General features: G+C 66.7%; 19 protein-coding genes. 14 read left to right on the forward strand and 5 right to left on the reverse strand.

What is annotated here, in order from left to right; all coding sequences use genetic code 11:
- Entirely contained in the window at positions 1-342 is a 342-nt protein-coding gene (locus QO207_RS20965) for a DMT family protein (RefSeq protein ID WP_301534231.1), read from the forward strand.
- Between the two features lie 63 nt (positions 343-405).
- Here the strand turns inward: QO207_RS20965 and QO207_RS20970 are convergent, their stop codons facing one another.
- Positions 406-1,284, reverse strand: coding sequence for an NAD(P)-dependent oxidoreductase (locus QO207_RS20970; protein ID WP_301534232.1), 879 nt, complete (start codon positions 1,282-1,284; stop codon positions 406-408).
- 102 nt (positions 1,285-1,386) lie between these two features.
- Between QO207_RS20970 and QO207_RS20975 the strand changes: the two genes are divergently transcribed.
- The gene (locus QO207_RS20975) at positions 1,387-1,938 is read left to right on the forward strand and encodes an exonuclease domain-containing protein (protein WP_301534233.1); all 552 of its coding nucleotides are present in this window, start codon (positions 1,387-1,389) and stop codon (positions 1,936-1,938) included.
- Between the two features lie 111 nt (positions 1,939-2,049).
- On the forward strand, positions 2,050-2,331 hold the full coding sequence (locus tag QO207_RS20980) for a pyrimidine/purine nucleoside phosphorylase (RefSeq protein ID WP_024765480.1): 282 nt from the start codon (positions 2,050-2,052) through the stop codon (positions 2,329-2,331).
- A 142-nt stretch (positions 2,332-2,473) separates the two neighbouring features.
- Here the strand turns inward: QO207_RS20980 and QO207_RS20985 are convergent, their stop codons facing one another.
- A complete protein-coding gene (locus QO207_RS20985) occupies positions 2,474-3,391 on the reverse strand; it encodes a GTP-binding protein (RefSeq protein ID WP_301534234.1) in 918 nt (305 codons plus the stop codon).
- Entirely contained in the window at positions 3,388-5,136 is a 1,749-nt protein-coding gene (locus QO207_RS20990) for an amidohydrolase (protein ID WP_301534235.1), read from the reverse strand. The genes QO207_RS20985 and QO207_RS20990 overlap by 4 nt, the downstream gene beginning before the upstream one ends.
- Before the next feature lie 111 nt (positions 5,137-5,247).
- Between QO207_RS20990 and QO207_RS20995 the strand changes: the two genes are divergently transcribed.
- Positions 5,248-6,294 carry an AraC family transcriptional regulator gene (locus QO207_RS20995; RefSeq protein ID WP_301534236.1) on the forward strand — a complete coding sequence of 349 codons (1,047 nt, stop codon included), beginning with the start codon at positions 5,248-5,250 and terminating at the stop codon, positions 6,292-6,294.
- Positions 6,295-6,380: 86 nt separating this feature from the next.
- On the opposite strand, the gene QO207_RS21000 is transcribed toward QO207_RS20995, so the two are convergent.
- Both QO207_RS21000 and QO207_RS21005 read right to left on the reverse strand, forming a co-directional pair.
- Complete coding sequence (locus QO207_RS21000) at positions 6,381-6,797, reverse strand: VOC family protein (RefSeq protein WP_296284366.1); 417 nt, start codon at positions 6,795-6,797, stop codon at positions 6,381-6,383.
- 17 nt (positions 6,798-6,814) lie between these two features.
- Entirely contained in the window at positions 6,815-7,240 is a 426-nt protein-coding gene (locus QO207_RS21005) for a YciI family protein (protein ID WP_301534237.1), read from the reverse strand.
- 242 nt (positions 7,241-7,482) lie between these two features.
- On the opposite strand from QO207_RS21005, the gene QO207_RS21010 reads away from it, so the two are divergent.
- The 10 genes from QO207_RS21010 to QO207_RS21055 all read left to right on the forward strand — a co-directional run bounded on the left by QO207_RS21010 (position 7,483) and on the right by QO207_RS21055 (position 18,913).
- The gene (locus tag QO207_RS21010) at positions 7,483-8,136 is read left to right on the forward strand and encodes a hypothetical protein (RefSeq protein WP_301534238.1); all 654 of its coding nucleotides are present in this window, start codon (positions 7,483-7,485) and stop codon (positions 8,134-8,136) included.
- Positions 8,137-8,206: 70 nt separating this feature from the next.
- Positions 8,207-8,674, forward strand: coding sequence for a YbaK/EbsC family protein (locus tag QO207_RS21015; RefSeq protein ID WP_301534239.1), 468 nt, complete (start codon positions 8,207-8,209; stop codon positions 8,672-8,674).
- A 942-nt stretch (positions 8,675-9,616) separates the two neighbouring features.
- Complete coding sequence (locus QO207_RS21020; RefSeq protein ID WP_301534240.1) at positions 9,617-10,840, forward strand: SfnB family sulfur acquisition oxidoreductase; 1,224 nt, start codon at positions 9,617-9,619, stop codon at positions 10,838-10,840.
- A 9-nt stretch (positions 10,841-10,849) separates the two neighbouring features.
- Positions 10,850-12,223, forward strand: a complete 1,374-nt coding sequence (locus tag QO207_RS21025) for an LLM class flavin-dependent oxidoreductase (protein WP_301534241.1) — start codon at positions 10,850-10,852, stop codon at positions 12,221-12,223.
- Positions 12,223-12,888 (forward strand): methionine ABC transporter permease, encoded by a 666-nt coding sequence (locus tag QO207_RS21030; RefSeq protein ID WP_192434518.1) that lies wholly within the window; start codon positions 12,223-12,225, stop codon positions 12,886-12,888. Before QO207_RS21025 ends, QO207_RS21030 begins: the two co-directional genes overlap by 1 nt.
- A 128-nt stretch (positions 12,889-13,016) precedes the next feature.
- Positions 13,017-13,787, forward strand: a complete 771-nt coding sequence (locus QO207_RS21035) for a MetQ/NlpA family ABC transporter substrate-binding protein (RefSeq protein WP_301534242.1) — start codon at positions 13,017-13,019, stop codon at positions 13,785-13,787.
- Positions 13,788-13,961: 174 nt separating this feature from the next.
- Positions 13,962-15,197 (forward strand): SfnB family sulfur acquisition oxidoreductase, encoded by a 1,236-nt coding sequence (locus QO207_RS21040; RefSeq protein WP_301534243.1) that lies wholly within the window; start codon positions 13,962-13,964, stop codon positions 15,195-15,197.
- 9 nt (positions 15,198-15,206) lie between these two features.
- Positions 15,207-16,406 (forward strand): SfnB family sulfur acquisition oxidoreductase, encoded by a 1,200-nt coding sequence (locus QO207_RS21045; RefSeq protein WP_301534244.1) that lies wholly within the window; start codon positions 15,207-15,209, stop codon positions 16,404-16,406.
- Between the two features lie 289 nt (positions 16,407-16,695).
- Positions 16,696-18,093 (forward strand): LLM class flavin-dependent oxidoreductase, encoded by a 1,398-nt coding sequence (locus tag QO207_RS21050; protein WP_301534245.1) that lies wholly within the window; start codon positions 16,696-16,698, stop codon positions 18,091-18,093.
- Positions 18,094-18,115: 22 nt separating this feature from the next.
- Positions 18,116-18,913, forward strand: coding sequence for a MetQ/NlpA family ABC transporter substrate-binding protein (locus QO207_RS21055; protein ID WP_301534246.1), 798 nt, complete (start codon positions 18,116-18,118; stop codon positions 18,911-18,913).
- Positions 18,914-19,149 lie beyond the last annotated feature (236 nt).

Below are 19,149 nucleotides of genomic sequence, written 5' to 3' on the forward strand. Positions count from 1 at the left end.
ATGCCGGTCTGGCTGCAAACCGCTTTTCTGCTGTGTCTTTCCAACCTGTTCATGACCTTCGCCTGGTACGGCCACCTGAAGACGCTGAACAGCAAGCCGTGGATCATCGCGGCGCTGGTCAGCTGGGGCATCGCACTGTTCGAGTACCTGCTGCAGGTGCCGGCCAACCGCATCGGCTACACGGTGATGTCGGTGGGGCAACTGAAGATCATGCAGGAGGTCATCACACTGGCGATCTTCGTGCCGTTCAGCGTGTACTTCATGCAGCAGCCACTGAAGCTCGACTATCTATGGGCCGGCTTGTGCCTGCTGGGCGCGGTGTACTTTATCTTCCGCGCCTGAGGCGGACAGGAGCGGCGCACGACGATCTCTGCGACCGATGGCGCCACCTGCGGGGAGAGGAAATCAGGACTCGGGCGGGTCCTGCAGGCGGGTGATCAGGCTGGATGTGTCCCAGCGCCCGCCGCCAGCGGCCTGGACCTCGGCGTAGAACTGGTCCACCAGCGCCGTGACTGGCAGTTGCGCGCCGTTGCGGCGAGCCTCGTCGAGAACGATCCCCAGGTCCTTGCGCATCCAGTCGACCGCGAAGCCGAAGTCGAAGCGCCCTTCCAGCATGCTCTGGTGGCGATTCTCCAGCTGCCAGGATTGCGCGGCGCCCTTGCTGATCACTTCCATCGCCGCCAGGCCGTCGAGGCCGGCGCTCTGGGCGAAATGCAGCGCCTCGGACAAGCCCTGCAACAGGCCGCCGACGCAGATCTGATTGACCATCTTGGTCAACTGGCCGCTGCCCACCGGGCCCATGCGGCGCACCATGCGCGCGTAGGTAGCAATGACCGGTTCGGCGCGGGCATAAATGTCCGCATCGCCACCGACCATGACCGTCAGCGCGCCATTCTCGGCGCCAGCCTGACCGCCGGAGACCGGCGCATCGAGGAAGCCCAGCTCGCGCTCGGCCGCCGCTATCGCCAGCTCGCGGGCCACCTCGGCCGACGCCGTGGTGTGGTCCACCAGCACAGCGCCAGGCTGCATGCCGGCCAGGGCGCCGTCCTCGCCCAGCACCACGCTGCGCAGGTCATCGTCGTTGCCGACGCAGCACATGACGAAGTCCGCCCACTGCGCGGCTTCGCGCGGGGTCTTTGCGGAGGTTCCGCCGAACTGTTTGACCCATTGCGCCGCGCGAGCTTCGCTGCGGTTGTAGACGCAAACCTCATGTCCTTCCCGGGCCAGATGCCCGGCCATGGGATAGCCCATCACGCCCAGGCCGATGAATGCCACTTTCGCCATCGCTTTCCCCTTGTCCTTGAAGCCGATCAGCCTAGCACAGCGGTTTGCCGGTCCAGCAAACGCCTTCCATACTCGATCCGAACCCAACCACGAGCACCGACTATGCCCCACTGGCTGGTGATCGACCTGGAAGCCACCACCGAGGAAGGCGGCTGGCCGGTCGAAGAAATGGAAATCATCGAGATCGGCGCCAGCCTGGTGGCCGAGGCCGACGGCCGCGAGCTGGATCACTTCCAGCGCTTCGTCCGCCCGCAGCGGCGCCCGCTGCTGACCAGTTTCTGCCGCGAACTCACCCACATCACCCAGGCCAACGTCGATACCGCCGCCCCGCTGCGCGAGGTCTGGCCGCAGTTCGAGCGCTGGCTGGCGCAGCACAGCCCACGCCTGGTGGGCTGGACCAGCTGGGGCGACTACGACCGCCGCCAGCTGGAGCTGGAATGGCGCCGGCAGAAGCTCGACAGCCACCTCGCCCGCGTGCCGCACATCAATCTCAAGCAGCGCTTCGCCGAAGCTCGCCAGCTCAAGCGTCCGGTCGGCCTGAACACCGCCCTGCACCTGGCCGGCCTGAACTTCCAGGGCCAGCCACACCGCGCCCTGGAAGACGCCCGCAACACCGCCCGCCTGCTGCCTCTGGCCCTGCCGGTTGCCGGTTAGTTCCGGCAATTTTTGCTGACCGCCCGGTCGCCGCCCGCGCTCTAGTGACGGGGCCGGCGGCCTTGGGCATACTGGCCAGCCCTTTTTTCACCCCTCTAGCAGGAGATGCCCATGTTCAAGGTCAACGAGTACTTCGACGGCACCGTCAAATCCATCGCCTTCGACATGACCGCAGGCCCCGCCACCATCGGCGTGATGGCCCCCGGCGAATACGAATTCGGCACCAGCCAGCTGGAAGTGATGCATGTCGTCGCCGGCGCGCTGACCGTCAAGCTGCCGGGCAGCGACAGCTGGGAAACCTTCGAAGGCGGCAGCAACTTCACCGTGCCGGCCAACAGCAAGTTCCAGCTGAAAGTCGCCCAGGACACTGCCTACCTCTGCGAATACCGCTGAGTTAGGTGCGTGATGAAAAACCGGCCCTGAGGGCCGGTTTTTTATTGCCTGCTGCTCGGGAGCAGACCTTGTAGGAGCGAGCTTGCTCGCGAACCTCTTCCCGGCAACTCCGGCGCTGGGCTGTTCGCGAGCAAGCTCGCTCCTACGAAGAGCAGCTATGCAGGCCGGCCTCAAGATCCGCCCGCAACCCCGCATCCTTCTCGGCAATGAACACCAGCCGCGAACCCTGCGCCGCCTCAGCCGCCGTTGCCGGGCGCAGTTGGTAGCGCCCGCCCACGTACTGCAACCACAGCGCCTCGTCCCTGCCAGCAAGGCGGATCAGACCCTTGAGCCGCAGCAGGCCGCGCGGCAACGTCTCCAGCCAGTGCTTCAGGCGCGCGCCGTCGAATCTCGACTCGCCCTGCCAGCTCCAGCTGTCGAACAGCTCGCCATGGTCGACAGCGTCCTGCCCGTGGGGCCGCAGCTTGCGCGACGGCTCGCCGAGCAGCAGCTCATCGGGAATCTGCGCCTGAATGGTTTCCAGCACCCGCGCGCCGCGGCCGAAGCGCTCGCGCTGGGCAACCAGCTCATCCGCCTGCAGCAGGTCGCACTTGTTCAGCAACAGCAGGTCGGCAGCCGCCGCCTGCATGCGCTCCAGTCGCGCGTACTCGCCTTCCAGCGGTTCGCGACGGGCAGCGTCGACGACCGTGAGAACCGCATCCAGATGCAGGCGCCGGCGCAGCTTCGGGTAGCCCAGGGTCTGCACGATGCGCTGCGGGTCGGAGACTCCGCTGCACTCGATCACCACCTGCTCCAGCGGTGGATGCATGTTTGCCAGGCGCTCCAGTTGCGCCAGCAGGTCGTCCTGCACGCTGCAGCAGATGCAACCGTTCTCCAGGCTGTACACCGCCTCGGTCTGCTCGGCGATCATCCCGGCATCGATGTTCAGCTCGCCGAAGTCGTTGACGATCACCGCCAGGCGCCGGCCTTCGCAGCGCTCCAGCAGGTTGCGCAGCAGCGTGGTCTTGCCCGCACCGAGGAAGCCGGCGACCACCGTCACCGGGATGCTCGCGGCGTTCATGCGTTGACGCCTTCGATGCGCGGCGGTTCGCCCTGCCACACCGCCGCCAGGGCGGTGTCGCTGAACTCGCCGAGGCGGTCGTACACCGGGCGGCCCTCGACGAAGGTCAGCTGCACTTCGGTGCGGTGGATGAAGTTGCGCGCCGGCTGCTCGAAGAGGTTGCGGTCGAGCACGATGAAGTCCGCCGACTTGCCCGCCTCCAGGCTGCCGGTGAGCTTTTCCAGGCCCATGGCATAGGCGCCGTTGAGAGTCGCCACGCGGATCGCCTGCTCCAGGCTGATCGGCTCGCCGAAGCAGGCCGGGTCGTCGTTCCACGGGTTCTGTCGGGTCACCAGGGTTTCCAGCGCCAGCCAGGGATCGATGGACGCCACCGGCCAGTCGGTGCCGAACACCGCGATGCCGCCGGCAGCCAGCACACCCTTGAAGTCATAGATGCGCTTCAGGCGATCCGCGCCGTAGCCGGAGCGTGCGCCGCTGGCAAAGGGCGTCGGATACCAGGCGGCCGGGGAGAACTCGGCGATCACTTCCAGCTCTCGGAAGCGCTTGAGGTTTCCCGGATGCAGGATGGTGCTGTGCGCGCACTGGTGGCGGATACCGCTGAAGCCGTTGCGGCGGCGCGCTTCGGCGACCGCATCGAGGAACACGTCGGACGCCGCATCGCCGGTGCAGTGGGCGATGACGCGGATGCCGCGGCTGTCCATGTCCACCACCATGTCGGTGATGTGCTCGGGGGTCAGGTTGAGCTTGCCGCGCCAGGCGTCCTCACCCGGCCAGGGCGTAATAAGGAAAGAGGAACGCGGCTCGACGGTGCCGTCGAAGTGGAACTTCACCGCGTTCGCCGACAACCGCGCACTGCGGTAGTAGTGGCGCTCGCCGCTGAGCAGCTCCCAGCGACGGCGCACCGGGAAGATATCGTCCTGCCAGCTGATCGCCGCTTCCACCCGCAAGGTCAGTTGCCCGGCGTCGTCGAGGTACTTGAGGGCATCGAGGCGGTTCTCGCAGACGTGCAGGTACTTGGCCGCGGTGACTCCGCGCGAGCTCTGGAAGTGCACGCCCTCTCGGTAGGACTGGCGCAGTACCTTGGCCGGGGTCGGCGGCATGGCAGCGTGGATCAGCGCGTAGCCGCCGTCGATCATCAGGCCGTTGGGCTCACCGGTCAGCTCGTCGCGCTCCAGGTAACCGTTGCGCGGGTCGGGGGTGTTGGCGTCGATGCCGGCCAGCTCCAGCGCGCGGGAGTTGACCATCATGGTGCCCCACATGCGGTCGAGCAGTGCCACCGGGCGGTCCGGCAGGATGCTGTCGAGCCACTCGCGGCCCGGCTTCAGCCCGGCTTCGCGGAAGGTGTAGCGCACCCAGTACTGGCCGTAGACCCAGCCGTCGCCGGGGTGGCTGTCGGCGTAGTCGCGGATGGCCTTGGCCAACTGATCTGGAGTCGGGTCCTCAATGCCCACATCGAGGTCGTCGGCGTAGCGCGGATTCAGCGCCAGGTCCGGGTGGGTGTGCATGTCGTGCAGACCGGGCATGCAGAACGCGCCTTCGAGGTCGCGCACCAGGGTGTCCGGGCCGATCAGATGCTCCATCTCCTCGTGGCGCCCCACCGCCAGCAGCCGGCCATCACGGATGGCCACGGCCTCGGCCCAGGGCTGGGCGGGGTCGAGGGTGTAGAAGCGGCCGTTGTGCAACAGCAGTTCGGCGAAACGGTCGGTGGGGGAATTGGAGGAGCGGAAACGGTCCGGCGCAGTCATGGGAAGCCCTTGTTGTTCTTGTCCGTGGAGGCAGTATAGGGCTCGGCATTTGGCCATCGACTAGCATAAGATGACAACTCGCTAGCAGCAGACGACAGCTTGAGCCCACCCATGCCTACCGCGTCCTTCGACATCGATTACGCTGCTCGCCAGCTGTTTCGCCACTTCCTCGACGAGTGGCGCGCCCGCCCCGCTCTGCCGGCCCTGGCGCCGCTGCTGGGCGGCCTCGGCCTGCCCGGCAGCAGCGAAGCGGCCGCCGCCGAGATGAACTTCGCCCGCTATTACCGCCTGCTGCAGCAGGCCGCCGGGCTACTCGGCCCAAGCGACTTTTTCCTGCGTCTGGGTCAGCGCTACAACCTCTATGACCTGGGCGTGATCGGCTACGCGCTGATCAGTGCGGCCAACCTGCGGCGCTCGTGGGACATCTCCCTCGGCCAGCCATCGAGCCTGATGCCACACCCGATCCACACCCACCGCGAGGAAGTCGGCGAGCACATCCGCCTGACGCTACAGCTACCGCCCTTCGGCGAGGTGGAGCGCATCGCCCTCTGCGAGGAATGGCTGAGCAGCACCTGGCGCTGGCTGTGCCAGCGTCTTCCGGACCTGGAGAACTGCGCCGGCATGCAGCTGCACCTGCCCTACCCGCCGCCGGCGCACGCCGCCTTGTATGGCGAACTCTTCCCCGGCCCCTGCCAGTTCAATGCCGGACAGGCCGAGCTGTGGATGCCCAAGGCCTTCCACGACCAGCCCTTCTCCACCGCCAACCCGTCGGTGAGCCGGCTGTGCCAGGCCCAGGGCGCCGCGACTTTGGCCAGCTTCGAGCGCGGCCCTGCGCTGCCGGACGATGTGCGCTACTACCTGCTGCAGAATGCGCGCATCCCGCTGCCGGACCTGGAGCAGACCGCCGCCTGGCTTCGCCTGCCGCCGCATACGCTGCAGCGCCGGTTGCGCGAACACGGGCTGACCTTCAAGGGAATCGTGCTGGAGGTAAGGATGGCGCTGGCCCAGCGTTACCTGCTGGCCAGCCGGATGGCGCTGCAGGAGATCGCCTTCCTGCTTGGGTATGAGCACGTCACCAGTTTCCACCGGGCTTTCCAGCGGTTCACCGGGACGACGCCGGAGCGGTTTCGTGCAGCAGGCGGGATTTCGCCGGAGTGAATCAATCGTGGACAGAGTTCGCTCCTACGCCAGGGCTGGTCCTTGTGTAGGAGCGGACTCCGTCCGCAATCGGCTCGACGCTGCGCCTAAGCTTCCTTCTCGCAATTGATCATCCACGGCACCCCGAAGCGGTCCTCCAGCGCGCCGAACAGCTCGGCCCAGAAGGTCTGCTCCAGCGGCATGGTGACCTTGCCGCCCTTGCCGAGGGCTTCGAAGATGCGCCGGGCTTCGGCCTTGGTGTCGACGTTGAGGGTGATCGACACGCCCTTCACGCCCTCGTACTGGCCGCACTGCGGCGAAGCGTCCGAGCCCATCAGTACGTGGCCGCCCACTTCCAGGCGAACGTGGATGATGCGGTTCTTCAGCGCCTCGGGCATGTCCTCGCAACCCGGCGCATCGGAGAAGCGCATCAGGTGCGGCAGCTCGCCGTGCAGCACTTCAGCGTAATAACGGAAGGCCTCTTCGCAGTTGCCGTCGAAGACCAGGTAGGCATTCATCAACATGGCGGTATCCTCCAGGCTCAGGATTTACTGGCGATTTCGGCGCGCAGGCGTTCTTCCTGTTCGCGCAGTTCAGGGGTGAATTCGGCGCCGAAGTCCTCGGCCTCGAAGATCTGCCGGATCTCGATCTCGGACTCGCCGTCGAACGGATTGGGCGAGCGTTTGACCCAGTCGATGCACTCCTGCAACGAGGCGGTCTGCATGATCCAGTAGCCGGCGATCAGCTCCTTGGTCTCGGCGAACGGGCCGTCGATCACCTGCCGCGACGCGCCATCGAAGCGCACCCGCGCCCCCTTCACGCTGGGGTGCAGGCCCTCGCCAGCGAGCATCACACCGGCCTTCACCAGTTCCTCGTTGTACGCCCCCATGGCGGCGAGCAGCTCTTCCTTGGGCATCACACCGGCTTCGGAGTCGGCGGTGGCTTTGACGATCACCATGAAACGCATGGTCTTTCTCCTCTTGTTGTCATTATCAGCGTGGCGGCCGGTTGCTTCCGGTTCCTGACGAATAGTCGAAGGGCGCGACGGCAGATCGACAGGCCATGCAAAATATTTTCTCGAGCGGGGCTACGGGGGCTTTGAGCATAGGTCGGCCCCCGACTTTCCGGCGGGGATATAGGAATATTCACCATGGACTCAGCCGACCGGCAGCATTAGAACGTGCCGCTCAGCAAACTCCCGGCGTTCCCATGCAGGTCCAGCTCATCCCCGTTATCGAAATGTTCTATCTGCTCGACTCGGTACCCGTGCCGCCGGTCGGGCCTTACTGGGAGCATGTCGAGCGCTGGCGGGAATACCACGCTCGCAACCTGCGGGCCAACGGCTTCAGCCCGCAGCTCAGGCCCTATCTGCCAGGCAGTGCGTTCCATCGCATCGCCGACCTGAGCGACGCGGACCTTTCCCGACTAATCCTCCTGCACTGCGCCGAAGGGCTGAAGGGGTCCGGCGACTGGCGGCAGGTATCTCCCCTGCCCGGCGGCTATGTGCTGCGGGTGGGCGGGCTGGATGTGCTGTTCCCGCAGTGCTGCAGCGATCTGGGCGACTTGCAGAGCTGGAAGCGCATCGCCGCTGGCAAGGCAGCCTACCTCTATAGCGGCCACCCATCGCCCGACATCAACCAGCAGAACCAGTCCGCCAGCTTCGACTTCAATGGCCAGGGCGAGGTTTTCGTCCCGCCGCCGGCCTTGCACTCGGTCAGCGTGCCGCTGGTCGAGCTGCTGCGCGCGACGCGGGATGCCGAACGCGAGCTGCGGGTATTCGCCGCGCGACTGGAACTGCTGAATGCCGAGCAGACACTCCGGGTGCCCGACATCGAGGCCCTGCTCATCCATGGACGCCGGTAATCCCGGTCTGGACAGAGCCGGCGGCGCTCCCTAGATTCAGTCCTTTTCGCACGACACGGAGCAACGTCCCATGAGCCTGGAATCGGTTCGCGCCTTCTTCGCCGAAAAGGCCCCCGACATCACCATCATCGAGCTGGAGACCAGCACCGCCACGGTCGCCCTCGCCGCCGAGGCCCACGGCGTGGAGCCCGGCCGCATCGCCAAGACGCTGTCCCTGCGCGTCGGCGAGCGCACCGTGCTGGTGGTGGCCCGCGGCGATGCGCGGCTGGACAACCGCAAGCTCAAGGAGGCTTTTGGCGGCAAGGCCAAGATGCTCGGCGCCGAGGAAGTGGTGGAGCTGACCGGCCACCCGGTGGGCGGCGTCTGCCCGTTCGGCCTGGCAACGCCGCTGCCGGTGTATTGCGATGTGTCGCTGCAGGCGTTCGACGAGGTACTACCGGCGGCCGGCGCGGTGCACAGCGCGGTGAGGATCGACCCGCAGCGCATGGCGCAGTTGGTGGCGGCGGATTGGATCGATGTTTGTCAGGAGTTGGCCTGAGGGTTCAACCGCACACACCCTGTAGGAGCGGGCCATGCCCGCGACCTGCAAGCAAGTCCATCGCACCGACGTTCGCCGGGCCTGTCGATGGATCCGCCAGGGACTTCGCGGACAAGGTCCGCTCCTACGGGGAAGCGTCGAGTTGGGCGGGTTCGCGAGCAAGCTCGCTCCTACGAAAAGCGAATGAGCTGCTCTGGCTCTGGCTCTTAAGGTCTTCCAGAGAAATATCCGCACACTCCGACTGCCCCGTTCAGGAGGCCTCGTTGAATTGGAGTTTCAGGGGTTGAGCGACATGGATGTCGCGAGAGCCGCGATGGGCCAGGGATGGCCCTTCGCGGCGTGCCCCTGAAACTTCAATTCAACGAGGGAATTTTTCGCCTAAGCGAAAAACCGGATGTCCGGGGCAAGACCTTTTGGTTCCTTTTGGGGCGTTTGCCAAAAGGAACTCGCCCGAGGGGGCGAAACACGGAGTCCGCGCGCACGCCGAAGCGGCGCAAAAACTCCCAATCCCAAGCGCGTAGGGCGTAGGGCGCACAACCCGAAACGGGGTATCCGTCGATACCACAACGGCGGATAACGCTGGCGCGTTATGCGCCCTACGGGATGCTCGCGATACCCAGCCTGCCCTGGGCGTACCGCAATTGATGGGTATCGCTGCGCTCCACGCCATCCTACGTTGGTGCTTTGCCGGTGGTTTGCGTGTGGCTGGGAACTCTGATCGCGGAGAAGCTCCGCTCCTACAATGCTAATCACTGCACCAACACTGTTGCCCCAGCAACACTCGCCCAACACTTTGCTGCCCGCCCAGCGCTTCAACTGTTGGGAATAAATCTCAAGCCATTGATTTATATATAAATTAATTTCAGGCACAGCTTGTGCAATGACCTCATCAGACAGACCCGAACGCCGGGTCGATTCATCTGCCGAGGTCGCTGTACTGCCATGCCCCAACTCCCCGAATCCGCCCACTACGACATCCGCGAGCCGAACGCGCAGCGGATCGGTTCCGACGCGCAAGCCATCGAAGTCGCCCACCAGGTCGCCGCGTTCCTGCTCGAAGGCGCCGCCGAACGCGACCGCAACCGCGAAGTCCCGCCCGAGGTCGTCGAGGTCTATTCCAACAGCGGTCTGTGGGGCATCAGCGTGCCCCGCGAGTTCGGCGGCGCCGAGGTGTCCTACGCGACCCTCGCCGAAGTCATCGCCATCGTCTCCGCCGCCGACCCGTCGCTGGGGCAGATTCCGCAGAACCACTACTGCCTGCTGGAAGACATCCGCCTGCAGGGGACCGACGAGCAGAAGCGTTTCTTCTTCGACCTCGCGCTAAAGGGCAACCGCTTCGCCAACGCGCTGTCGGAAACCGGCGGCAAGAACGTCCAGGACATCCAGACCCGTCTGCGCCATGACGGCGACAGCGTGGTCATCGACGGCCGCAAGGGCTACTGCACCGGCTCGCTCTACGCCCACTGGATCGGCGTGCTCGGCCTCGACGAGCAGAACAACGCCCAGCTCGCCTTCGTCCCGCGCGGCACGCCGGGGCTGGTGATAGTCGACGACTGGGCCAGCATCGGCCAGCGCACCACCTCCAGTGGCAGCGTGCTGGTGGAAGGCCTGCGCGTGCCGGCGTTCAACGTCTTCCCCACGCACCGCTCCTACGACGTGCCGACCCTGGCTGGCCCGTTCGCGCAGATCACCACCGCCGCCATCGACGCCGGCATCGCCCGCGCGGCGCTGCGCGACACCATCGCCTTCGTTCGCGAGCAGGCGCGTCCGTGGATCGACGCCGGCGTGGAGAAAGCCAGCGAAGACCCACTGACCATCATCCAGGTCGGTGAACTGGGCATCCGCATCGAAGCTGCCGACGCCCTGCTGGAACGTGCCGGCAAGGTGATGGACGCCGCCCGCCCGGCGCCGGACGAAGACAGCGTGGCCCGTGCCTCGGTCGCCGTGGCCAAGGCCAAGGTGCTGACCACCGAAGTCGCCATCGACGCCGCGAACAAGCTCTTCGAACTCGGTGGCACCCGCTCCACCCTCGCCCGCCACGGCTTCGACCGCCACTGGCGCAACGCCCGCGTGCACACCCTGCATGACCCGGTGCGCTGGAAGTACCACCTGGTCGGCAACTGGCTGCTCAACGACAAGCGCCCGCCGCGCCACGACTGGAACTGAGGACGCGCGATGAGCAAGCAGATTCGCCTCAACGCCTTCGCCATGAACTGCGTCGGCCACCTTTCGCCCGGCCTCTGGCGACATCCGCGCGACCAGCAGGCCGCGCGCTACACCGACATCCACTACTGGATCGAGCTGGCGAAAACCCTCGAACGCGGCAAGATCGACGGGCTGTTCCTCGCCGACGTGCTGGGCGTCTATGACGTCTACCACGGCAGTGCCGACGCCGCCCTCAGCGCCGGCGCACAGGTGCCGGCCAACGATCCGCTGCAACTGGTCCCGGCCATGGCTGCGGCCACCGAGCACCTGGGCTTCGGCATCACCGCCTCGGTGTCCTTCGAGCACCCGTTCCCCTTCGCCCGGCGCATCTCCACGCTGGATCACCTGACCGGTGGCCGCGCCGGCTGGAACATCGTCACCTCCTACCTCAACAGCGGCGCGCGCAACCTGGGGCTGAAGCAGCAGCTCAACCACCAGCAGCGCTATGCGCTGGCCGAGGAGTACCTGGAGGTCTGCTACAAGCTCTGGGAGGCCAGCTGGGACGACGACGCGGTGGTCGCCGATCGCAAGACCGGGGTCTACGCCGACCCGCGCAAGGTGCACCCCATCGAGCACAAGGGCGAACACTTCGAAGTGCCCGGCTTCCACCTCAGCCAGCCGTCGCCGCAGCGCACCCCGGTGCTCTACCAGGCCGGCGCGTCGAGCCGCGGCAAGGCCTTCGCCGCCGGCAATGCCGAGTGCGTATTCGTCGCCGCGCCGACCAGGCGCATCCTCCGCGACCAGGTCGCCGACCTGCGCCGCCTCGCCGTGGCAGCCGGCCGCCAAGCCAGCGACGTGCTGGTGCTGAACCAGCTCACCGTGATTGTTGCGCCGACCGACGCCGAAGCATTGGCCAAGCTGGAAGACTACCGCCGCTACAGCGACCGCGAAGGCGCCCTGGCGCTGGTTTCCGGCTGGACCGGCATCGACTTCGGCCAGTACGCGCCGGACCAGGTGTTGCGCCACGTACAGAGCGATGCCATCCAGTCCGCGGTGGACGCCTTCAGCGCCGCCGACCCGGAGCGCCAGTGGACCGCCGCCGAGATCGCCGACTACTGCGCCCTGGGTGGCGACGGCCCGCTGCTGGTGGGCTCGCCGCAGACCGTGGCAGACCAGTTGCAGGCCTGGATCGAGGAGACCGACGTCGACGGCTTCAACCTGTCCAGCCTGGTGGCGCCGGAAACCTTCGTCGACATCGTCGACCTGCTGGTGCCCGAGTTGCAGGCGCGCGGGCTGTTCAAGCGCGAGTACGAACAGGGCACCCTGCGCCACAAGCTGTTCGGCCAGGGCGACCGCCTGCGCGCGCCGCACCGTGCTGCGCAGCTTCGCCGAGGTCAGCAGTAATGGACGGCTGGTTCCGCAACCTCGACTGGCACGACCTCGCCCAGGCCTGCCTGGACACCCTCGCCATGCTTGGCGGCGCGCTGGCCTTCACCGTGCTGCTGGGCCTGCCGCTGGGCGTGCTGCTGTACCTCACCGGCAAGCGTCAGCTGCATGCGAAACCCGGCCTGTACCGCGCGCTGTCGGTGGTGGTGAACATGCTGCGCTCGCTGCCGTTCATCATCCTGCTGATCGTGCTGATCCCGGTCACCACGCTGATCACCGGCACCTCGCTGGGCGTCGCCGGGGCCATCCCGCCGCTGGTGGTGGGCTGCACACCGTTCTTCGCGCGGCTGGTGGAAACCGCCCTGCGCGAAGTCGACCGCGGCCTGGTGGAAGCCACCCAGGCGATGGGCGCCAGCACCTGGCAGATCATCTGGCACACCCTGCTGCCGGAAGCGCGCACCGGGCTGATCGCCGCCGTGACCGTCACCGCCATCGTGCTGGTGGACTACACCGCGATGTCCGGCGTGATCGGCGGCGGCGGCCTCGGCGACCTGGCCATCCGCTTCGGTTACCAGCGTTTCCAGACCGACGTGATGATCATCACCGTCGCCCTGCTGATCCTGCTGGTGCAGGCCCTGCAGATGAGCGGCGACCGCCTCGTCGCGCGTTACACCCGACGCTGAATTCCCCGCCCACTCCCCATCCGGGAGCGGCACTTGCGATCCACCCGCCGGCAGCCGGGCCCCGCTGCCACCAAGGCCCCACGTCCACACCACGACGGCCCACCCACTATTGCCAAGGAGCAACACCCATGAAAAAGGCCATCGCCATTCTGGCGGCCGTCGTCGCCTTCTCCGCCCACGCGGGGGAGAAACTTGTTGTCGGCGCCACCCCGGTGCCCCACGCCGAGATCCTCGAATTCGTCAAACCGCAACTGGCCAAGGAAGGCGTCGACCTGGACATCAAGGTCTTCACCGACTTCATCCAGCCCAACCTGCAGCTCGCGCAGAAGAACCTCGACGCCAACTACTACCAGTACCGCCCCTTCCTCGATGATTTCAACAAGACCCGCCACACCGACCTGGTGCCGGTGGTGGGCATCCACATCGAGCCGTTCGGCGCGTACTCGACCAAATACAAATCCCTTGCCGAGCTGCCCGACGGCGCCAGCGTGGCCATCCCCAACGACCCGGTGAACACCGGCCGCGCCCTGGTGCTGCTGGCCGAGAGCGGCCTGATCAAGCTCAAGGACCCGACCAACCCGCAGTCCACCGAGCGCGACATCACCGACAACCCCAAACACCTGAAGATCCGTGAACTGGAAGGCGCCCTGCTGGCCCGCGCGGTGAAGCAGGTGGACCTGGCGTTCATCTTCGCCAACTACGCGCTGGAAGCCGGGATCGACACCAAGAGCGCGCTGATCGTGGAGAAAGGCAAGGACCTCTACGCCGAGTTCCTCGTCGCCCGCCCGGACAACCTCCAGGACCCGGGCATCCAGAAGCTGGCCAAGGCGCTGAATTCGCCGGAAGTCCGCCAGTTCATCCTGACCCGATACAAGGGCGAGATCGCCCCGGCGTTCTGATCGAGTTCCGGAATCGGTCTGCTGCGCGTCGGCCATGCCGCGTTGGGCAGGGACTCGTAATGCTCATTCACTGGAGTGAACTGCGCTTCCGAGTCCCTGCCCGCCTTGCCTGGCTCTAGCTCGCAAGACCTTGATCTCACTGGTGGCAACAAAAGCAAAAACAGAAGGCAATGCATGACCAACGAATCCGCACCCAAGGACCTTCGTGACCAGGCGCCCCGGCAACTCCCGGCGCGCCGCATCGACAACGACGCCCAGGCCATCGAAGCCGCCCACGAAGTGGCCCGCCTGGCGAAACCCGGCGCTGCCGCCCGCGACCGCGAGCGCGCGCTGCCCTGGCGCGAGCTGGAGCATTTCACCTCCCTCGGCCTGGGCGGCATCAGCATCCCCCGCGAGTACGGCGGCGCGCAGGTCTCCTACGCCACCGTGGGCGAAGTCTTCCGGGTGGTCTGCGCCGCCGATCCGGCCCTGGGGCAGATTCCGCAGAACCAGTTCGGCCTGCTCAACGTCATCGACAACGTCGCCAGCGATGCGCAGAAGCGCGTGCTGTTCGGCGGCGTACTCAACGGCCGACGCATCGGCAATGCCGGCCCGGAACGCAACACCCGCAATACCCTCGAACTCAAGGCGCGGCTGGTGCGCGACGGCGAACACTTCCGTTTCAGCGGCGAGAAGTTCTACTCCACCGGCGCACTGTTCGCCCACTGGGTCGCGGTGAAGGCCATCGACGAAGAAGGCCGCGCGGTGATGGGCTTCGTCGAGCGCGGCGTGGAAGGCCTGCGCATCGTCGACGACTGGTCCGGCTTCGGCCAACGCACCACCGCCAGCGGCACCGTGCTGCTGGACAACGCCCCCGTCGCCGCTTCGCTGGTGATCCACAACGGCCGCCTCGCCGACGTGCCGAATATCCAGGGCGCCGTGTCGCAACTGATCCAGGCCGCCATCGATGCCGGCATCGCGGCGAACGCCCTGGAAGACGCCATCGAGTTCATCCGCACGCGCACCCGCCCCTTCATCGACGCCAACGTCGAGCAGGCCAGCGAAGAGCCCTTCACCATCGCCGAGATCGGCCGCCTGCAGGTCGAACTGCACGCCGCCGAGGCGCTGCTGGAAAGAGCCGGCCATGTGCTCGACGAAGTCAGCGCACGGCCCATCGACGACGAGTCCGCCGCCCGCGCTTCCATCGCCGTGGCCGAGGCCAAGGTACTGACCACCGAGATCAGCCTGGCCGCCAGCGAGACGCTCTTCGAGCTGGCCGGCAGCCGCGCCACCCTTGCCGAATTCAACCTCGACCGCCACTGGCGCAACGCCCGCGTGCACACCCTGCACGACCCGGTGCGCTGGAAGGTCCAGGCGGTCGGCGCCTACCACCTCAACGGCGCCCGACCCGCGCGTCATTCCTGGATCTGAGGAGCGCCGATGAACAGCCTCGTACAGCCACTAACTCACATCATTCGCAGCGACGACGAAGCCCTCGACGTCGCCCGCGCCCTGGCCGCCGACTTCCGCGAAGGTGCCATCGCCCGTGACCGCGAGCGGCGCCTGCCCCTCGACGAACTGGAGCGCTTCAGCCGCTCCGGCCTGTGGGGCATTACCGTGCCGCGCGAGCATGGTGGCGCGGGGGTTTCCCGCGTCACGGTGGCCCGCGTGATCGCCATCATCTCCGCCGCCGACGGCTCGCTGGGGCAGATTCCGCAGAACCATTTCTATGCCGTCGAACTGCTGCGGGTGAACGGCAGCGAAGAGCAGAAAGCCCGACTGTTCGCCGAGGTGCTGGCCGGTGTGCGCTTCGGCAACGCACTGGCGGAAGTCGGCACGCGCACCGCCCACGACCGCACCACCCGCCTCAAGCGCGAAGGCGGTCAACTGCGCATCCATGGCCGCAAGTTCTACTGCACCGGCGCGCTCTACGCACAACGCATTCCGACCCTGGTGATCGATGACGACGGCATCCACCAGTTCGCCTTCATCGCCCGCGACAGCCAGAGCGTGGAAGTGATCGACGACTGGTCCGGCTTCGGCCAGCGCACCACCGGCAGCGGCAGCGTGGTGTTCGATGGCGCGCCGGTGAGCGAGGACGACATCGTGCCGTTCCAGAGCGCCTTCGAGCGCCCGACCACGGTCGGCCCGTTCGCGCAGATCCTGCACGCCGCCATCGATGTCGGTATCGCCCGTGGCGCCTATGAAGACGCGCTGGTGTTCCTGCGCGAAAAGGCGCGGCCGTGGATCGATGCCGGCGTGGACAAGGCCAGCGACGACCCGCTGGCAATCAACGAAGTCGGCCGCCTGGCAATCCGCCTGCACGCCGCCGAAGCCCTGCTGGATCGCTCCGGCCGCGTGCTCGATGCCGCCACCGCCGAGCCAAGCGCCGAGAGTGTTGCCGCCGCTTCCATTGCCGTGGCCGAGGCGCGGGCAATCACCACCGAGGTCTCGCTGCTGGCCGGCTCCAAGCTGATCGAACTGGGCGGCAGCCGCGCCAGCCTCGCCGAGCTGGGCCTGGACCGCCACTGGCGCAACGCCCGCGTGCACACCCTGCACGACCCGGCGCGCTGGAAGTACTTTGCGGTGGGCAACTACTACCTCAACGACCAGCTGCCGCCGCGCCGGGGGACGATCTGATGCCCTGTGCATTTCGCCAACGAGAGCCCCTCACCCTGACCCTCTCCCGCACGCGGGAGAGGGGACCGTTCGGTGCAGGGAGAAACCACAGCTTCAGCCGGCACGGCCTGCCCCCTCTCCCTCCGGGAGAGGGCTGGGGTGAGGGGAAAACGCTCGCTCCAATCGTCCCCGGAATCATCGGTGTAGGGCGCATAACGCCCCGGGCGTTATCCGCCATTGTGGCGGCGGATAAGCCGTTCCGGCTTATCCGCCCTACAGGCTATGGCGCCATTGCCAGCAAGGATTTCCCATGAGCCAGAAGCAGATTCTCCTCAATGCCTTCAGCATGAATTGCGTCGGCCACATCAACCACGGCCTGTGGACCCACCCGCGCGACCGCTCCAGCGACTTCAACAAGCTCAGCCACTGGACCAACCTAGCCCGTCTGCTGGAGAAGGGCCTGTTCGACGGCCTGTTCCTCGCCGACATCCTCGGCGTCTACGACGTCTACCAGAACGGCATCGAGCTCACCGCCAAGGAGGCCATCCAGCTGCCGGTGAACGACCCGCTGATGCTGGTCTCGGCCATGGCCGGCGCAACCGAGCACCTGGGCTTCGGCGTCACCGCCAACCTCACCTACGAGGCGCCCTACCCGTTCGCCCGGCGGCTCTCGACGCTGGATCACCTGAGCGACGGCCGCATCGGCTGGAACATCGTCACCGGCTACCTGGAAAGCACCGCCCGCGCCATGGGCCAGGAACGGCAGATCGACCACGACCGCCGCTACGACCGCGCCGACGAGTACCTGGAGGTGCTCTACAAGCTCTGGGAAGGCAGCTGGGAAGACGACGCGGTGGTCGCCGATCGCCAGCGCCGCGTCTACGCGCAGCCGGGCAAGGTGCAAAAGGTCCGCCACCACGGCGAGTTCTTCGACGTCGAGGGTTACCACCTCAGCCAGCCTTCGCCGCAACGCACGCCGTTGCTGTTCCAGGCTGGTGCGTCGAATCGCGGGCTGGCCTTCGCCGCGCGCCACGCCGAGTGCGTGTTCGTCTCGGCGCAGACCCGCGAAGCTACCCGCGTGCTGGTGGAGCGTATTCGTCAGGCCGCAGTGGATGCCGGCCGCCGCGCGGACGACATCAAGGTGTTCATGGGCATCAACGTCATCGTCGCGCCGACCGCAGCCGAGGCCCGCGACAAGCTCACCGAGTACCGCCGCTTCGCCAGCGCCGAGGCAGGCCTGGCGCACTTTGCCAGCACCACCGGCATCGACTTCTCGCGCTATGCACTGGACGAGCCGATCCGCTACGAGAAGACCAACGCCATCGAGTCCGCCACCAGGGCGCTGACCGTCGCCCGCACCGACGCCACCGTGCGCCAGCTGCTCGAACAGCTCGCCCTCGGCGGCCGCTACACCACGCTGGTGGGCGACCCGCTGCAGGTGGCCGATGAGCTGCTGGCCTGGATCAACGATACCGGCCTCGACGGCTTCAACCTCACCCGCACCGTGGAGCCGGAAAGCTACGCCGACTTCATCGACCTGGTGGTGCCCGAGCTGCAGAGCCGCGGCGCCTACAAGACCGCCTACGCGGACGGCACCCTGCGGGAAAAACTCTTCGGCGCCGGCCGCGCCCGACTGCCCGAGCGGCACGTCGGCGCGAGCTACCGCCAGGCAACCGCCACTGGAGCGACTCCGGCCCTCACTGTTTGAAAATCAAAAAGGATTCGTTGCCATGCATGCACGCTTCAAGCTATCCCTCGGACTGTCCCTCAGTCTCCTCGCCGCCGGCCTCGCCCAGGCCGCCGACACCCTGCGCCTGGGCACCACCGCCGCCTTCGCCCCGCCGCTGGAAGTCGCGGTGAAGGAAGCTGCCCAGCAGGGCCTGAAGGTCGAGCTGGTGGAGTTCACCGACTGGAACGCACCGAACATCACCCTCGACCACGGCGACATCGACGCCAACTACTTCCAGCACACGCCCTTCCTGGAAAACGCCAACCGCGAGGGCGGTCTGCACCTGAAGGCGTTCGCGCCGGGGATCATCAACAACGTCGGCCTGTATTCCACCCGGTACAAGGCCATCGCCGACCTGCCCGACGGCGCCAAGGTCGCCATCGCCAACGACCCGATCAATGGCGGCCGCGGCCTGCAGCTGCTACAGAAGGCCGGGCTGCTCAAGCTCAAGGAGGGCGTCGGCTACAAGGCGACGCTCGACGACATCGTGGCCAACCCCAGGCACCTCCAGATCATCGAGCTGGAAGCCGTGCAGCTGGTGCGCGCGCTGGACGACGTCGACCTCGCCCAGGGCTACCCGCACTACATCCGCCTCGCCGGCACCATCGACCCGAACAGTGCGCTGCTGTTCGACGGCATCGAGAACCGTGAGTACGTCATCCAGTTCGTCACCCGCGATGACTACAAGGACCCGGACGGCAAGCTGAAGCAATTCGTCGATCTCTACCAGCACTCGCCGCAGGTCCGCGCCGCGCTGGACAAAGCCCACGGCTCGCTCTACCAGCCGGGCTGGAACTGACCCTGTAGGAGCGAGCTTGCTCGCGAACCTGCCACCTGCAGCGGGGCTGTTCGCGAGCAAGCTCGCTCCTACGARGAGCACGTACCTTCACCGTATCTACGGTCGTAGAGCGCATAACGCGCCAGCGTTTACGTAGGAGCGGACTCCGTCCGCGATCGGTCCGCATCGCGCCGGATGCCATCGCGGACGAAGTCCGCTCCTATGCCAGCCCTCGCCCCTACATCAGAACAGGCCCC

Origin of the sequence: Pseudomonas sp. CAN1, assembly GCF_030462585.1 — a bacterium.
GTDB lineage: Bacteria > Pseudomonadota > Gammaproteobacteria > Pseudomonadales > Pseudomonadaceae > Pseudomonas.

What these genes read in the sequence shown, in the direction of transcription:
- QO207_RS20965 (WP_301534231.1), top strand. Translation starts at nt 1, where the DNA reads ATGCCGGTCTGGCTGCAAACCGCTTTTCTGCTGTGTCTTTCCAACCTG.
- QO207_RS20970 (WP_301534232.1), bottom strand. Translation starts at nt 1,284, where the DNA reads ATGGCGAAAGTGGCATTCATCGGCCTGGGCGTGATGGGCTATCCCATG.
- QO207_RS20975 (WP_301534233.1), top strand. Translation starts at nt 1,387, where the DNA reads ATGCCCCACTGGCTGGTGATCGACCTGGAAGCCACCACCGAGGAAGGC.
- QO207_RS20980 (WP_024765480.1), top strand. Translation starts at nt 2,050, where the DNA reads ATGTTCAAGGTCAACGAGTACTTCGACGGCACCGTCAAATCCATCGCC.
- QO207_RS20985 (WP_301534234.1), bottom strand. Translation starts at nt 3,391, where the DNA reads ATGAACGCCGCGAGCATCCCGGTGACGGTGGTCGCCGGCTTCCTCGGT.
- QO207_RS20990 (WP_301534235.1), bottom strand. Translation starts at nt 5,136, where the DNA reads ATGACTGCGCCGGACCGTTTCCGCTCCTCCAATTCCCCCACCGACCGT.
- QO207_RS20995 (WP_301534236.1), top strand. Translation starts at nt 5,248, where the DNA reads ATGCCTACCGCGTCCTTCGACATCGATTACGCTGCTCGCCAGCTGTTT.
- QO207_RS21000 (WP_296284366.1), bottom strand. Translation starts at nt 6,797, where the DNA reads ATGTTGATGAATGCCTACCTGGTCTTCGACGGCAACTGCGAAGAGGCC.
- QO207_RS21005 (WP_301534237.1), bottom strand. Translation starts at nt 7,240, where the DNA reads ATGCGTTTCATGGTGATCGTCAAAGCCACCGCCGACTCCGAAGCCGGT.
- QO207_RS21010 (WP_301534238.1), top strand. Translation starts at nt 7,483, where the DNA reads ATGCAGGTCCAGCTCATCCCCGTTATCGAAATGTTCTATCTGCTCGAC.
- QO207_RS21015 (WP_301534239.1), top strand. Translation starts at nt 8,207, where the DNA reads ATGAGCCTGGAATCGGTTCGCGCCTTCTTCGCCGAAAAGGCCCCCGAC.
- QO207_RS21020 (WP_301534240.1), top strand. Translation starts at nt 9,617, where the DNA reads ATGCCCCAACTCCCCGAATCCGCCCACTACGACATCCGCGAGCCGAAC.
- QO207_RS21025 (WP_301534241.1), top strand. Translation starts at nt 10,850, where the DNA reads ATGAGCAAGCAGATTCGCCTCAACGCCTTCGCCATGAACTGCGTCGGC.
- QO207_RS21030 (WP_192434518.1), top strand. Translation starts at nt 12,223, where the DNA reads ATGGACGGCTGGTTCCGCAACCTCGACTGGCACGACCTCGCCCAGGCC.
- QO207_RS21035 (WP_301534242.1), top strand. Translation starts at nt 13,017, where the DNA reads ATGAAAAAGGCCATCGCCATTCTGGCGGCCGTCGTCGCCTTCTCCGCC.
- QO207_RS21040 (WP_301534243.1), top strand. Translation starts at nt 13,962, where the DNA reads ATGACCAACGAATCCGCACCCAAGGACCTTCGTGACCAGGCGCCCCGG.
- QO207_RS21045 (WP_301534244.1), top strand. Translation starts at nt 15,207, where the DNA reads ATGAACAGCCTCGTACAGCCACTAACTCACATCATTCGCAGCGACGAC.
- QO207_RS21050 (WP_301534245.1), top strand. Translation starts at nt 16,696, where the DNA reads ATGAGCCAGAAGCAGATTCTCCTCAATGCCTTCAGCATGAATTGCGTC.
- QO207_RS21055 (WP_301534246.1), top strand. Translation starts at nt 18,116, where the DNA reads ATGCATGCACGCTTCAAGCTATCCCTCGGACTGTCCCTCAGTCTCCTC.